Source organism: Microbacterium sp. P03 (genome assembly GCF_043556235.1).
GTDB lineage: Bacteria > Actinomycetota > Actinomycetes > Actinomycetales > Microbacteriaceae > Microbacterium.
The window spans coordinates 177,993-191,507 of the sequence record NZ_JBIGIM010000004.1 but is presented as its reverse complement, the minus strand read 5'-3'; the positions used below and the strand labels follow the sequence as shown (position 1 = coordinate 191,507).

The 13,515-nt window shown below is 67.6% G+C and carries 11 protein-coding genes; 6 read left to right on the top strand and 5 right to left on the bottom strand.

What is annotated here, in order from left to right:
• Positions 1-79: 79 nt before the first annotated feature.
• The 5 genes from ACFXOO_RS12185 to ACFXOO_RS12165 all read left to right on the top strand — a co-directional run bounded on the left by ACFXOO_RS12185 (position 80) and on the right by ACFXOO_RS12165 (position 6,859).
• Positions 80-1,075 carry a carbohydrate ABC transporter permease gene (locus ACFXOO_RS12185; RefSeq protein ID WP_378842973.1) on the top strand — a complete coding sequence of 332 codons (996 nt, stop codon included), beginning with the start codon at positions 80-82 and terminating at the stop codon, positions 1,073-1,075.
• Complete coding sequence (locus ACFXOO_RS12180; RefSeq protein WP_378842975.1) at positions 1,075-2,022, top strand: carbohydrate ABC transporter permease; 948 nt, start codon at positions 1,075-1,077, stop codon at positions 2,020-2,022. Before ACFXOO_RS12185 ends, ACFXOO_RS12180 begins: the two co-directional genes overlap by 1 nt.
• Positions 2,023-2,233: 211 nt before the next feature.
• Positions 2,234-3,592 (top strand): ABC transporter substrate-binding protein, encoded by a 1,359-nt coding sequence (locus tag ACFXOO_RS12175; RefSeq protein ID WP_378842976.1) that lies wholly within the window; start codon positions 2,234-2,236, stop codon positions 3,590-3,592.
• An 87-nt stretch (positions 3,593-3,679) separates the two neighbouring features.
• The gene (locus ACFXOO_RS12170) at positions 3,680-6,160 is read left to right on the top strand and encodes a hypothetical protein (protein WP_394563731.1); all 2,481 of its coding nucleotides are present in this window, start codon (positions 3,680-3,682) and stop codon (positions 6,158-6,160) included.
• A 69-nt stretch (positions 6,161-6,229) separates the two neighbouring features.
• Entirely contained in the window at positions 6,230-6,859 is a 630-nt protein-coding gene (locus tag ACFXOO_RS12165) for a TetR/AcrR family transcriptional regulator (protein WP_378842980.1), read from the top strand.
• 48 nt (positions 6,860-6,907) lie between these two features.
• Here the strand turns inward: ACFXOO_RS12165 and hisD are convergent, their stop codons facing one another.
• Positions 6,908-8,233 carry a histidinol dehydrogenase gene (gene hisD / locus ACFXOO_RS12160; RefSeq protein ID WP_378842982.1) on the bottom strand — a complete coding sequence of 442 codons (1,326 nt, stop codon included), beginning with the start codon at positions 8,231-8,233 and terminating at the stop codon, positions 6,908-6,910.
• Positions 8,234-8,311: 78 nt separating this feature from the next.
• Here hisD and ACFXOO_RS12155 point away from each other — a divergent pair, with 78 nt between their 5' ends.
• Complete coding sequence (locus ACFXOO_RS12155; RefSeq protein WP_378842984.1) at positions 8,312-9,238, top strand: LysR family transcriptional regulator; 927 nt, start codon at positions 8,312-8,314, stop codon at positions 9,236-9,238.
• Between the two features lie 30 nt (positions 9,239-9,268).
• On the opposite strand, the gene ACFXOO_RS12150 is transcribed toward ACFXOO_RS12155, so the two are convergent.
• The 4 genes from ACFXOO_RS12150 to ACFXOO_RS12135 all read right to left on the bottom strand — a co-directional run bounded on the left by ACFXOO_RS12150 (position 9,269) and on the right by ACFXOO_RS12135 (position 13,403).
• Entirely contained in the window at positions 9,269-10,072 is an 804-nt protein-coding gene (locus ACFXOO_RS12150) for a nitrilase-related carbon-nitrogen hydrolase (RefSeq protein ID WP_378852992.1), read from the bottom strand.
• A 22-nt stretch (positions 10,073-10,094) separates the two neighbouring features.
• Positions 10,095-11,261: a hypothetical protein gene (locus tag ACFXOO_RS12145; protein WP_394563730.1), complete on the bottom strand. Its 1,167-nt coding sequence runs from the start codon at positions 11,259-11,261 to the stop codon at positions 10,095-10,097.
• Positions 11,262-11,287: 26 nt separating this feature from the next.
• On the bottom strand, positions 11,288-12,268 hold the full coding sequence (locus ACFXOO_RS12140; RefSeq protein ID WP_394563729.1) for an ester cyclase: 981 nt from the start codon (positions 12,266-12,268) through the stop codon (positions 11,288-11,290).
• Positions 12,269-12,401: 133 nt separating this feature from the next.
• Positions 12,402-13,403, bottom strand: a complete 1,002-nt coding sequence (locus tag ACFXOO_RS12135) for a LacI family DNA-binding transcriptional regulator (protein WP_378842990.1) — start codon at positions 13,401-13,403, stop codon at positions 12,402-12,404.
• Between the last annotated feature and the right edge of the window lie 112 nt (positions 13,404-13,515).

Genomic DNA, 13,515 nt, shown 5'->3' with positions numbered 1-13,515 from the left:
GTAACGATGCCACAAACCACCGATGATCGCTGGAGGAACCACTGATGGTCTCTGCCCCCGTCCCGAGGACGCGGACGCCATGAGCGTCAACATCGGAATCGCTGCGGAAGCGATCACCTCCGGGGAGCCGATCAAGCGGCGCCGTGGAGCGAAGGCGCCGAAGGTGCCGAAGGTCAAGGTGCGCTACAACAAACGCGAGGCCATCGCCGGCTACCTGTTCATCGCCCCGTGGATCGTGGGATTCCTGATCTTCACCGCCGGCGCGATGATCTACAGCCTGTACATCTCGTTCAGCAGCTACAACCTGGCGACCAACCGTTCTCGTCCCGTGGGACTCGAGAACTACGCGCAGCTGTTCGAGGACCCGAAAGTCTCGCTCGCTCTCGGCAACACGCTGTTCTACGCAGTACTCGCCGTTCCGGCCGAAATCATCTTCGCTGTCGTGCTGGCACTCGTGCTGGACAAGATCACCCGGGGCGCCGGGGTTTTCCGCACGCTGTACTACCTGCCCAAAATGACCCCGGCGGTGGCCACGGCATCCGTGTTCTTCCTCCTGCTCAACGGCAACACGGGAGCCGTCAACCAGTTCCTGCGCGTCTTCGGGATCGAGGGCCCGCAGTGGCTGATCGACCCGGCATGGGTCAAGCCCAGCATCGTGATCATGGCGCTGTGGACCGTCGGCGGGACGATGGTCATCTTCCTCGCCGCGCTGAAGAACGTGCCGGTGGAGCTCTACGAGGTCGCCTCGATCGATGGCGCGGGGCCGATCCGGAAGTTCTTCTCGATCACCCTTCCGATGATCTCGGGTGCAATGTTCTTCAACGTCATCGTGTTGTCGATCGCCGCATTCCAGGTCTTCGATCAGGCGTACATCCTGTTCTGGCGAGACACGGCCAACACCGCTCCCGATGCTTCGTTGTTCTATGCGATCTACCTGTTCCAGCAGGCCTTCCGTCAGTTCAACTTCGGCTTCGCGGCCGCGCTCGCCTGGCTGTTGTTCGTCATCATCCTGCTGATCACCTTCATCCAGATGAAGGTCGGCAACCGATTCGTCTATTACGAGGGAGACCGCTGATGTCGGTGTTTCAGGAGACCCCCGGCGTAGCGGAGCCGATGCCGGAGATGGCGCTCTCCGTGGATCCGACGCTCAAGCCGAAGCCGCGCCGCAAGATCTGGACTCCGCAGACCTTCATCGGCAGATTCCTGCTGTGGGTGGTCGCCATCGCGTTCGCCCTGCTGTTCATCTACCCGTTCGCCTGGCTGCTCGCGGCGAGCTTCAAGCCCCGAGGCGAGGTGTTCGACAACAAGCTGATTCCCGAGACGTTCCTCCCGCAGAACTACGTCGACGTGTGGAACCAGCTGCCGCTGCTGAACTGGATGTTCAACAGTCTCGCGATCGCGCTGCTGGCGGCGACCGCGGTAGCGGTGTCCAGCTCGATCGTGGCGTTCGGATTCGCATACTTCAAGTTCCCCGGAAGGAGCCTGCTGTTCGGCCTCGTCCTGGCGACGATGATGCTGCCGGGCGCCGTGACGATGATCCCGATCTACCTCATCTGGAAGGAGACGGGATTGCTGGGCACGTGGGTGCCCCTCTTCGGCATGAATCTCTTCGGTTCGGCTTTCTACATCTTCCTGCAGAGGCAGTTCTTCCTGGGGTTGCCGAAAGAGCTCTTCGAAGCAGCCAGGTTGGACGGCACGAGCTATTGGGGAATGTTCTGGCGCATCGCGATGCCGCTGTCGATCCCGTCGTTCATCATCGTCTTCCTCTTCGAATTCCAAGCGAGCTGGAACAACCTGCAGTCGGCGCTGATCTACCTCAACGCGGGATCTCCCGAGGGATTCACCGCACCGCTCGGGATCGCCTACGCGATGACGAAGTACAGCCCCACGAACGGCGGTCAAGGTGACTACCAGTACGTCATGGTCGCGGCGCTGATCGTGACGATCCCGATGCTCATCCTCTTCGCCTTCGGTCAGCGGTATTTCGTCGAAGGAATCGCAACGACGGGCCGCAAGGGCTGAAGTTTCGAGCGTCCTCGTGGCGCTCGATTTCAACGGTCTGGCATCGATGCCAGATCGTGACCATCACGAACACATAAACACGCGGTTTTTTCTTGTCATCACTGTGACATGTGGCTAGCTTGATGTGGGAAGGTTCCCACATTGCGAACCTCCAGCACAGCGATGGGCGGAATGAACCGCTCCAATCGAAAGGATCGAAATGCGTAAGCGCATGACTGCCATCGTGGCGCTGGGGGCGGCATCTGCGCTGATGCTCGCCGCCTGCTCCGGCGGTGGCGACGAGACCGCGTCCGGCTCGGACGTCGACTTCACCGCCGCGCCGACCGGCGACCTGTCCGCGTGGGGGTTCGAGAACGCGGATGACGTGGGTCAGGCGAGGCTCGACTACGCCGCAGCGCAGCTCGGCGACGTCACCGTCGACCTGGACGCGACGGCGTTCGATGCCCAGAAGTTCACCACACGCGTGGCGAGCGGCGACGTTCCCGACGTCGTGCAGATGGATCGTCGCTACGTCACCCAGTACGCGGCGCAGGGGCTCATCCAGCCCCTCGATGCGTGCTTCGAGGCTCAGGACGTCGACCCGTCGACACTGTGGTACCCCTCGGTGGTGGACGATGTCACCTACAAGGACGAGGTCTGGGCGGTGCCGCAGTTCTACCAGCCCCCGGCCATCCTGGTGAACATGAACGTGCTGAACGAGGCGGGTGTCACTCCCGAGGAGATCGACACGTCCCAGCCCGACGTCCTACTCGCCGCCGTCAAGAAGATGTACCAGGAGTCGGGCGGCGTGCCCACGCGTCTCGGATTCGACCCGGTGTCGACCGGCTCCTCCGGACTGTGGATCCTCGGCCTCGGCGGCCAGCTCAATGACGCCGACGGAAAGCCGACACTGGATGACCCCCGCAACCTGGCCGGTATCGAACTCCTCAAGGAGATCAACGACGCGCAGGGCGGGTTCGCGAAGGTGAAGAGCTTCACCGACTCCTTCGACACGTTCGGAGACAACAACCAGTACGTGGCCAATCAGGTCGGTGCGCAGATCAACGCGCAGTGGTATCCCAACGTGCTCGCCCCCTACGTCGAGGAGATCGACATCCGCGCCGTGCCTTTCCTGGACTCCGACGGCAACCCGTTCGCCGTCGCCGGCGGATCGTCGTTCGTCATCCCGGTCGGCGCGAAGAATCCCGCCGCCGCCTGCGCCTGGATGAACGAGCTCACCGCGCTCGACTCGTGGCTCGCCGCGGGTACTGCCCGTGACGAGACGCGCGCCGCGGACGGGGGAATCAACACCGGGCTGTTCACCGGCTCGCCGGAGGCTGATCAGCAGATCCGCGACAAGTCCGTCAAGCCGTCCGGCAACGAGAACTTCGACCAGGTCATCTCGACCTACTACGACGTGGTGGGCTACGGCACGAGCTATGGTTCGTCACCGGCCGGGCAGACCATCAACACCGAGCTGAACAACGCCGTCACATCGGCACTGCTCGGGGAGAAGTCGCCGGAGCAGGCTCTACAGGACGCGCAATCGGCAGCGATTCGCGACTACGAGAACGCCATCGCCGAAGGCTGATCACCTCTGTCGAAGGGCGGGCGTGCTGACAGCCGCTCGCCCTTCGTCATCCCCTCCGCGCCCCGACCCCGACACGCCCGGAAGCTCATGACGATTCGCCAGATCCTCCTCGTCCCCCATACCCACCATGACGTGGGCTACACGAACAGTCCCCGCATCATCGACGACATGCATGCGCGGATCGTCGACCGCGTGCTGGACCTCGCTGGTCCGGCCACCGGAAGGGACGATGAGTTCCGCTGGACGTTCGAGGTCGCGCGCCCCGTGCTGAACTTCCTTCGGAGGGCTGCTCCTGATCGCCGCGCCGCGCTCCGCGATCTGGCCGCGGCAGGACGCGTCAGCGTGACGGGCGGGTATCTCAACATGACGCAGCTGTCGAGCGCCGCAGAGACCGCAGCCGGTTACGAAGAGCTCTCCGCGATGCGCGACGCGGGACTCGTCCCGCGGACTCAGCAGCACGGTGACGTGAACGGACTGTCCTGGGGGATCGTCGATCAGATGCTGGACGCCGGTATCGACCGCCTGGTCATGGCGCTGAACCCCGACCACGGTCGGCCACCGTTCGTCCAGCCGTCGGGGTTCCACTGGGTCGCTCCGACAGGGCGCCGCATCTTCGTCTGGCTGTCGACGCACTACGGGTTCGGCGAGGAGTGGGGAATCATCGACGGGGACGTCGCACTCGCGGATCGATGCATATCCGAGTTCGTCTCCGCCCTCGAAGGGCGGAGTGATTACGGCTGGCAGACAGCGGTGGTCCATGCGGCCAACGACAATCGCTGGCCGACCGACCGCTTCCTCGACGTCGTGCGCGCATGGAACGTCCGGCACCCCGACCTCCCCATGCGCACGGCGACGATCGACGAGGCCGTCGACGTGCTCGAGAGGGAGGCGCAGGGCTTCGAGATCCCCCTCGTGCGGGGCGAGTGGGCGGACTGGTGGTCCCATGGACACGGTTCCACCGCCCGCGAGGTCGCCGTCTACCGGGAGGCGGGGACGTTCGCCCGGTCGGCGCAGAGTTCGCTCGCCCTCGCAGGCCTACGGGGCGAGCGGGCGACGCCCCTGGCCGAGGTCCTCGGATACCGGCGCGGCCCGGTGCGGCTCCGCACGGCGGACGAGATCCACGAGGCGATGACCCACGTCGACGAGCAGCTGCTCCTGTACGGCGAGCACACCTGGGGGAGCTGGGAGACGTACTCCAAACCGCACTCCACCTTCACGCACTCCCACCACAACGCGAAGTCCGCCTTCGCCTACGACGCATGGGACCACGCCCGGGACCTGGCCATCGAGGGGTGGTACCGCTCCGTCCACGCGGGTGCACCCGCATCGTCCGACCGCGATGTCGCGCGCGTCGTCGTCGCCAATCACTCGGAGTCCGATCGCGTCGAGGTGGTCGACGTCGAGGTCGACGGCGCGCGCCACGTGCGCCTCGCCGCCGCGGTCCCTGCTTTCGCGACGGCATCCTTCGACGTGCCCGCCGTCCCGCAGGAAGACGAGGCCGGCAACGGCATCGTGAAGACCGACCTCTACCGGCTCATCGTGGACCCCTCCCGCGGCGGCGTGATCTCGATGGTCGATCGTGGAACAGGTCGAGAGCTGATCGACCCCGACGGGCTGAGCGGCCTCGGCGCCGTCGTCGCCGAGGTCGTCGCCGAGGGATCCGATCATCCGATGCTGACGACGTCGCCCAAACTCTTCCATCCCGAGCATCCGGGGCCACTTTTCGAGGCGGTCGTGGCCGATGGATCGGGCCCGGTCCGCGTGACCCGTGGGGGGCGCCTGACACGAATCTCGTGGGGGTCCGCACTTCCGGGCATCCTGCAGGCCGAGACGGTGGTCACCATCTCGGACGACGTGCCGGACGTCGACGTCGACGTCGAGGTCCGCAAGCCCGAGCATTTCGGTCCGGAGAGCATCTTCGTCGCATTCCCCTTCGACGTCGAGGAGCCCGAGTTCCTCCTCGAGACGGCCGGTGCCGTCTTCCAGGCGGAGTCGGAACAACTGCCGGATACGAGCAAGGACTGGTACAGCATCCAGCAGGCGATCGGCGTTCGCGGGAATGGTCAGGGCATCCTCTGGGGCACGCGTGACGCTCCGCTGGTGCAGCTCGGCGGGTTCCACACGGGTCAGTGGGCCCGAACGCTGGATACCGAGCGCGGTCACGTGATGAGCTGGCTGATGAACAATCTCCATTTCACGAACTTCCCCGCGCGGCAGGACATCGCCCGCACGTTCCGCTACCGCTTCCGACCGGCAGCTGTGACTCGAGCCGACGTGCGGCGGTACGGCCGTGACCTGCGAGAACCGCTGCAGGCGCGTCACTACCGCGGGCCGGCCCCGCTGCAGGCACTCGCACCCCTAAGGGTGGAGCCGGCGGCGCAGATCCTGGTGGAGCTGAGACCCCTCGCCGAGGAACGCGTCCGCCTCCGGTTGCACAACATCGCCGACGAGGGGGTCGATGCACGGGTGGATGTTTTCCCCGACGGGTGGGAGGCGGATGCGGCATCGCCCGTGCATGTTCCTGCGCGGGGGACGATCGACCTGCTCCTCACGCGGTCGAGCCACTGACGCGCCCTCTCTCGCATTGATCAACGGATCAATAGACTGGGAGCAGAGGTTCGAGGGGAAGTGCACCCGGTGTCACCAGCTCCGCGCAAGAAGGCGGCTCGCAAGTCGCCGGCCGAGAGGTCGGCGGAGATCGCGCAGGCCGCCCGCGATCTCGCACTCGAGCAGGGGCTCGCGGGCGTCACGCTCCGCGCCCTCGCCGCGCGGATCGATGTGACCCCCGCGCTCGTCGCGCACTACGAACCCAGCATGGACGTCGTGGTGGCCGACGCCTTCGGGTCGATCGTCGCGACCGAGATCGACGAGGTCCAGGCCGAGATCGCATCGCTGGAGACCGCGACGGCCCGCATGATGGCCATGGTCGACACGCTGCTGGACGGCACGAGGGATGACGTCACGGTCGTCTGGGTCGAGGCCTGGGCGCTCGGTCGCCGCAACGAGAAGCTGGCCGCCCAGGTCCGCACGCAGATGGACGCCTGGCAGGCGGCCCTCGAGACCGTCATCGCCGACGGAGTCGCGGCGGGCGAGTTCGACGTGACGGATGCCGCGGCCACCGCCTGGCAGGTGCTCGGCATGATCGACGGTCTCAACGCCCAGGCTCTCGTCCGCTGGAACGACGCGGGCGTCCGTGGCTCACTCCTCCACCGTGCCCTGGAGGGGATGCTCGGCGTGAAAGGGTTCTCGCTCGGCGCGAGCGCCTGAGCGCCGGAGCGGTACCCGGGGCGAGACCGCACCCCGCCCCGGCCCCGGCTACGCCTGCTCGTCGAACTCGGCGAGCCTCATCGTTGCGGTCGCGCTGTGCGCAGCCATGCCCTCGGAGTCGGAGATGACCTGCACGGCATGAGCGAGCTCGGGCGTCGCCGACCGGGCGATGCGCTGGTAGGTCAGCGGCTTGAGGAATCTCGACACGGACAGCCCGGCGCTGTGCTTGGCACCGCCCGCGGTGGGGAGCACGTGGTTCGTCCCGGCCATGCCCTTGTCGGAGTAGGCCACGGTGCTCCAGGCGCCGAGGAAGATCGACCCGTAGTTGCGGAGGCGATCGTGGTACCAGTCGTCGTCGGCGGTGATGACCTCGAGGTGCTCCGGGGCCAGATCATCCATCAGCAGCGCGGCGGTCTCGCGGTCCTTCGCGACCGTCACGACCCCGTAGTCCCGCCATGCGGGCCCCGCGATCGGCTCGGTCGCCAGCGTCGTCAGCTGGCGCTCGACGGCTGCGATCACCGCCCGGCCGTGCTCCTCCGAGGTGGTGACGAGCGCGGCGGGGGAGTTGGGTCCGTGCTCGGCCTGGCCGAGCAGATCAGCGGCGACGATCTCAGGGTCGGCCGTCTCGTCCGAGATGACCGCGACCTCGGAGGGACCGGCCAGGAGGTCGATCGTGACGGTGCCGAACAGCTGACGCTTGGCCTCGGCCACGAAGGCGTTGCCGGCGCCCACCAGCATGTCGATCGGGGGCTCCCCGAGCAGCCCGTAGGCCATCGCGGCGAGCGCCTGCACGCCGCCGAGCACGAACACGCGGTCGACGCCTGAGAGGTGTGCGGCGTAGACGACCGCGTCGTTGGCGCCGCCGTCCGGCTGCGGCGGGGTGCAGGCGATCACGGTCGGCACGCCGGCGGCCTTCGCGACGCCGACCGTCATGAAGGCGCTCGCGGTCAGCGGGAAGCGTCCGGCGGGCAGGTACGCGCCCACGCGTGAGACCGGGATGTACCGGGCGCCCGTGACGAGGCCGGGGACCAGCTCGGTTTCGAAGTCGACCAGATGCGCGCGCTGCTCGGCGGCGAACGCCTTCGTGCGAGCCGATCCGAGTTCGATCGCCTCGCGGAGGTCGGCGGGCAGTCGGTCGCCGCTGGTGGCGATCTGCTCGGCGGTGAGTTCGATGTCGCCGCCCTGGTAGTTGTCGAGCGAACGCGCGTAGTCCAGAACGGCGTCCAGGCCGCGGCGCTGGATGTCGGCGAGCATCTCGGAGACGGTCGCGATGACCGCGGGGTCGCGCTGGGCGGCGGGCGCATCCACGAGCGGGGTCTTGAGGTGGTGGAACGAGCCGTCGAGGCTCTGCAGAAGAGGGGGGCTGTATTGCATACGACGACGGTAGATCCTCGCCTGATCCCCCACAAGAGCCGTACATGCGATGCGAACCACAGGGTTTACCATTGGCACGTGACCCTCGCTCAGCTCAAGGCCTTTCTGGCCGCGCTGCAGTTCGGGTCCTTCACGGCGGCGGCGGTCGAACTCGGTGCGACGCAGGCGTCGATCTCGGAACTGGTGGCGCGCCTCGAGCGCGAGCTGGGCGTCCGCCTCTTCACCCGCGGTCCGCGCCGCCTCACGCCGACCGACGCGGGGATCGCGCTGCGGGAGCACGCCGAACTCGCCGTCAGCGCGATCGCCAACGGCGTCGAGACCATCGCCGCGCTGCATGCGCTCGAGGGTGGCACCTGCACCTTCGGGGTGCTGCGCAACGCCGCGTACTACGACCTGTCCGACCTCGTACAGCGTTTCCATCAGCAGCATCCGAATGTCAAGGTGCGCTTGGTGGGCCTCAACTCGGCGCTCGTGGCCGAGTCGATCGCCGCCGGCGAGATCGAGGCCGGCCTGCTCGTGCTGCCGATCGACGAGCGGGGCCTCCGCATCACCCCGCTGTTCCGCGACGAGGTGCTCTACGCGTCAACACGTCGGAACGCCCGTGACGGCGCCGTGCGCATCGACGAGGTCGCCCGCGCGAAGCTCGTGCTGTACGACGCCTACGCGGGCTGGAACGATCCCACGCGGCGTCAGCTGCTCGAGCGTGCGCGCCTCGAGGGGCTGACGATCGACCCCGCCATCGAGGTCGAGCACGTCGAGACCGCGCTGAGCCTCGTCGCCACGGGCGCCGCCGACACGATCGTGTCGCGCACGATCGCCGAGTCCGCGTCCTTCCCTCCGGGCGTCGAGGTCACGCCTTTCGCGGAGCCCCTCTTCGACACGATCGCGCTCGTCCAACGCGAGGGCGCCTACCTCTCGCCCGCGACGCGACGCCTCGCCGAGCTGGCCGAGCGCACACTGCTGGCCAAGGTCGGCGAGCACGAGGGGCGGTCCCGCGCGGGGTGAGGTGAAGACGGATGCCGCGGCATCCGTCTCTCAATACAGGTCGGGTCTGCGGTCGGCGAAGAGGTCGTTGTGCGGGGGGAGGGTCTTGTCGCCCGGTGCCCGCAGCCTCAGCGTCGCGACCGCGGAGCCGCGATCGTCGGCGCTCGCGGCGACCCACCCGTCTTCGTCGATGACGGCTGTGCCGCCCGTCCACTCGACACCGCGTTCGGCGCCCCGGCGGTCGGAGATCACCGTGGCCAGTCGAGAAGATCGGGCAGCCGCCATCGCCTGGATGGTCTCGGGGGCCCGTTCGCCCTCGGGCCTCGGTACGAGGGGCCAGTTGACCGGCAGCGCGAGGAGATCGGCGCCGCCGAGGGCGAGACGGCGCGGCACTTCGGGGAACTCGTTGTCGTAGCAGATGGCGACCGCGAGGCGGCCCAGCGGGGTGTCGAAGATCGCGCCCGCGCTCGGTCCTCGCTCGAAGAGGACCGCCTCAGCCCCCCACAGGTGGGACTTCCGGTAGTCGCCGATCCTCCGGTCGTTCGTGAGCACCGCGGCGGAGTTGAACAGCCCGGCCTCGTCGCGCTCCGCGTATCCGACCACGGCCACGGTCCCCGCGGGCAACGCCGACGCGAGATCCGCCCATCCGGCGTGATCGCGCGGGACCGCGGCCGCAGCCGCTTCGTCCCGATCGGCGAACACGTAACCGCTGGTTGCGAGCTCGGGGAGCACGATGAGCTGCGCGCCCTCCTGGACGGCCCGCTCCACGGCGGTCCGGATGCGTGCGAAGTTGCCGACGACCTCGCCCAGATGGATCTCGGGCGAGGTCGCGGCGACGCGCAGTTCTCGAGTCATGCAGTGACGGTCGTACGACCGCTCAGTCGTCTTCCGTGGCGGTGACCATGACGCCGACGGGGGCGAGGTAGCCGTTCGGATCGATCATCCAGTCGGCGTCGCGCGCCGCATCGACGACCTCGGGGGCCCACTCCAGGTAGACGCGGTCGTCGCCCGAGTTGACGACGAGCAGTTCGCCCGCACCCGATTCGCCGGCCTCGATGCAGCGGAACGCCCGCCAGGCGCCTGCGGGTACGGAGAACGAGTCCGAGGGGCCGATCTCGATCGTCGTCGCCGGGTCGCCGTTGAGCGTGATCGCCCAGCGCCCCGACTTCACCAGTAGCGCCTGCGTCTTGTCGTGACGGTGACGCAGCAGCCCCTCGTCCGCCGCGGCGCGCACCCATGCCATGTTGAAGGAGTGCGGCTCGTGGATGTTGGGTATCTGACGGCGGTCTTCGCTCATGCCGTACCCGATCGCGAGGCTGAGCTCGGCGGCACCTCCGGGGAGGCTCGCGCACAAGAGCGCGTTGCGGCTGTAGACGCGGTCGCCCGGCTGGATGACCCGGCCCCGCATCTCGTCGACCGAGTAGGTGGTCAGCTCGTCGATGTACTTCTGCTGGATCGGCTTGATCAGCGTGGCGCCCTCGGGGAGGACGTCGCCCGCGACGGTGTCGATGAGCTGGTTGTCGGCGGTGAGGTGCAGGCCGTACGACTCGGCCTCCTTCAGCACCGACGGACCCCAGATGATGCCGCCGGTGACGTCGCGGCCGAGGACGGTCCAGAGGATGCCGTCGTCCGGGCCCTCGTTCGTGAAGCCGCGGAAGATCCAGGTCGGGATCGAGATGATGTCGCCGTCGGTGCTGACGTACTCGCCCTGCTTCCCGTCGATGCCCCATCGGAGCCGGAACTGGCCGCCCAGGTTGACGAAGACCTCGGCGGTGAAGTGCAGGTGGAGGTTGTTCGAGATCCCTGCCGGCATTCCGGCGGCGCCGGTGTTGAATCCGTGCTCCTCGGTGAGGTTGATGACCTGGCCGGCGTTCTGCGAGACGCCGCCGCCGATGAACGCGTAGTTCTCCTTGCGGTCGGACCCCGGCGTGCGGCAGTCGATGAAGGCCGCGTTGTGCGGCACCCAATCGGTCTTGCGGATCGTGCGACGCTCGATCTCGTGCCCATCGACGATGACGTCGTGGCTCAGGTGACCGGTGCTCATGTTCTCTTCTTTCTCTTCAGGAGGTGTCAGTAGATGTTCGTGGGGCCGACAGGCTCGTCGCCGCGCATGCCGGCGATCTGCGCCCGGAGGGCGATGTCATCCCACAGGCGCACTTCCTTGACGAGCGCGCCGTTGTGGAAGGTGAACTGGGAGATGCCCAGCACGTCGACGGGCGCGCCGGTGAGCGGGCCGTAGTCGGGCTTGCCGTTGTATGCGCCGACGAACTTCCAGGTGACGGCTACGCGGAGACCCGCGTACCGCACGTCGTAGTTGGTCTGGATGTCGCGGATCTCGAACTGTCCGGCGGGGAAGGCCTCCAGGAAGCGCAGGAGCGCGCGTCGGTAGCCCTCGGGGCGGATCACCAGGCGGTTGCCGACGGTGAGCAGCACCAGGTCGCGGTGGAAGAACTTGTCGACCTTCTGCAGGTCCCGGTCGTTCCACACCGTCTGGATCATGTCGAGCACGGTCTCGACCTCGGGGCGGTGGTCGTCAGGGCGGGCGCCGGAGTCGCCGAGGGCGATCGGATCACGGGGCGCCGGCTCGGTCCACGACCCCGTATAGCCGCGGAACGCCTGGGCGCGGGCGAGCTCATCGAGGTCGTCGCCACGGAGAAGGGCGCCGGCGAGCGAGTCGCGCACGACCCACTCCTCCACCATCCGGCCGCGCCGGTAGAGGCAGTTCGCGATCGTCCTGCTGTACTCCGACGTCTGCAGCTGCCCCGAGAGGACCAGGTGCGAGCTGAGGAACGCGTCATCGCCGCGCGCTTCCCAGATGACGTCTTCTGCCTGGCCGGTGCGGTCGGGAGTGGAGGAGATGCGCATCAGCGTCCCCTCGATCACCTCGTCCCGAGTGGTCGACGTGCCGTACGCGCCGTGCACGATCGAGTCGGGCTCGTAGTTCTCGCGGATGTAGCTGATCGAGCGGTCCACCCAGATGAGGTCGGTGACCTCGCGGATGAAGTCGTCGGGGTCGGCGTACGGCTGGTAGGCGACCGGATCGAGAGGCACGCGTGCACTCCTTCTGTTCGTGGCCCGCATGCGACGGTATGCCGCGGGCTCTGGAGGTGTGATTGGCAGTGTATGCGTATGCACAACTGAACGCAAGGCAGGGCGCCGGCGCTCGACAGGGGTCGAAGAGCGGTCAGCCGCGACGGGGAGCGGCGAGCGTGCTGCGCTCGATGAACGACGTGGGGAACTCGACGTGGGCCACGGTCGCGTCGGGCTGCTCGATACGCCGCGTCATCAGGCGGGCAGCCTCCCGCGCCATCGCGACGAAGTCGTACGCGATGGTCGTGAGTTCGATGATGGGCCAGGATGCGGCCGGCAGATCGTCGAAGCCGACGATCGAGACGTCGCCGGGAACGGATGCCCCGGCCCGGCGTGCGGCGTTGAGGGCGCCGTAGGCGACGACGTCGTTTCCGCAGAAGACGACAGTGGGCGGGACGGGGAGGGCGAGCAGTGAGGCCGTCGCCTGGTCTCCCGCCACGGTGTCGAAGGGGCTCCTGCGCATGTACTGCGGTTCCAGTGCGAGTCCGTGCTCGGCGAGGGCGGCGCGCAGGGCGATCTCGCGGGATTGGGCGGTGCTGGTGTTGCTCGGTCCGAGGACCGCGCCGATGCGCGTGTGCCCCAGCTCGACGGCCCGCGAGGCGGCGGCCGCGAACCCGGCGGCGGGGGAGACGACCGTGGCGTCGGCGTCGACGAACGAAGCCGTGCGATTGAAGTACACGAAGGGAAGGCCGCGGTCGCGGAGGCGCAGGGGGGCCACGGAGTCGACGGTGGTGGTAGCGAGGATGACGCCGTCGAGCCCGTTGGCGATGAGACGTTCCGCCACCGCCTCGTTGTCGTCCGTCTCGGTGTGGAGCATGAGCTGGTAGCCCGTGCGTTCGAGCTCGTAGTGCACCGGTGCGATGATCTGCGCGTAGAACTGATTCGCGAGATCGGTCACGAGCAGACCGATGCGCCGTGTGCGTCCCGAGGACAGAGCGCGGCCGGCTTCGCTCGGCACGTAGCCCAGCAGAGCGGCGGCCTCGCGCACCCGTTGCTTCGTCCCCTCGGAGACGCGGGGGTCGTCGCGCAGCGCCCGCGACACGGTCGGCTGCGACACGCCCGCCAGTCGCGCGACATCTCGGCTCGTCACGGCCATGTCCACCCCCTCACCCCGATGGTGGTTTGGCCGCAGTCTAGCGGGACTTGACCGGAGGTTGCATACGCAAGCATAATGTGAACATACGTATGCACACTCGTGTGCCGAAAGG

What these genes read in the sequence shown, in the direction of transcription:
- ACFXOO_RS12185 (WP_378842973.1), top strand. Translation starts at nt 80, where the DNA reads ATGAGCGTCAACATCGGAATCGCTGCGGAAGCGATCACCTCCGGGGAG.
- ACFXOO_RS12180 (WP_378842975.1), top strand. Translation starts at nt 1,075, where the DNA reads ATGTCGGTGTTTCAGGAGACCCCCGGCGTAGCGGAGCCGATGCCGGAG.
- ACFXOO_RS12175 (WP_378842976.1), top strand. Translation starts at nt 2,234, where the DNA reads ATGACTGCCATCGTGGCGCTGGGGGCGGCATCTGCGCTGATGCTCGCC.
- ACFXOO_RS12170 (WP_394563731.1), top strand. Translation starts at nt 3,680, where the DNA reads ATGACGATTCGCCAGATCCTCCTCGTCCCCCATACCCACCATGACGTG.
- hisD (WP_378842982.1), bottom strand. Translation starts at nt 8,233, where the DNA reads ATGCAATACAGCCCCCCTCTTCTGCAGAGCCTCGACGGCTCGTTCCAC.
- ACFXOO_RS12150 (WP_378852992.1), bottom strand. Translation starts at nt 10,072, where the DNA reads ATGACTCGAGAACTGCGCGTCGCCGCGACCTCGCCCGAGATCCATCTG.
- ACFXOO_RS12145 (WP_394563730.1), bottom strand. Translation starts at nt 11,261, where the DNA reads ATGAGCACCGGTCACCTGAGCCACGACGTCATCGTCGATGGGCACGAG.
- ACFXOO_RS12135 (WP_378842990.1), bottom strand. Translation starts at nt 13,403, where the DNA reads ATGGCCGTGACGAGCCGAGATGTCGCGCGACTGGCGGGCGTGTCGCAG.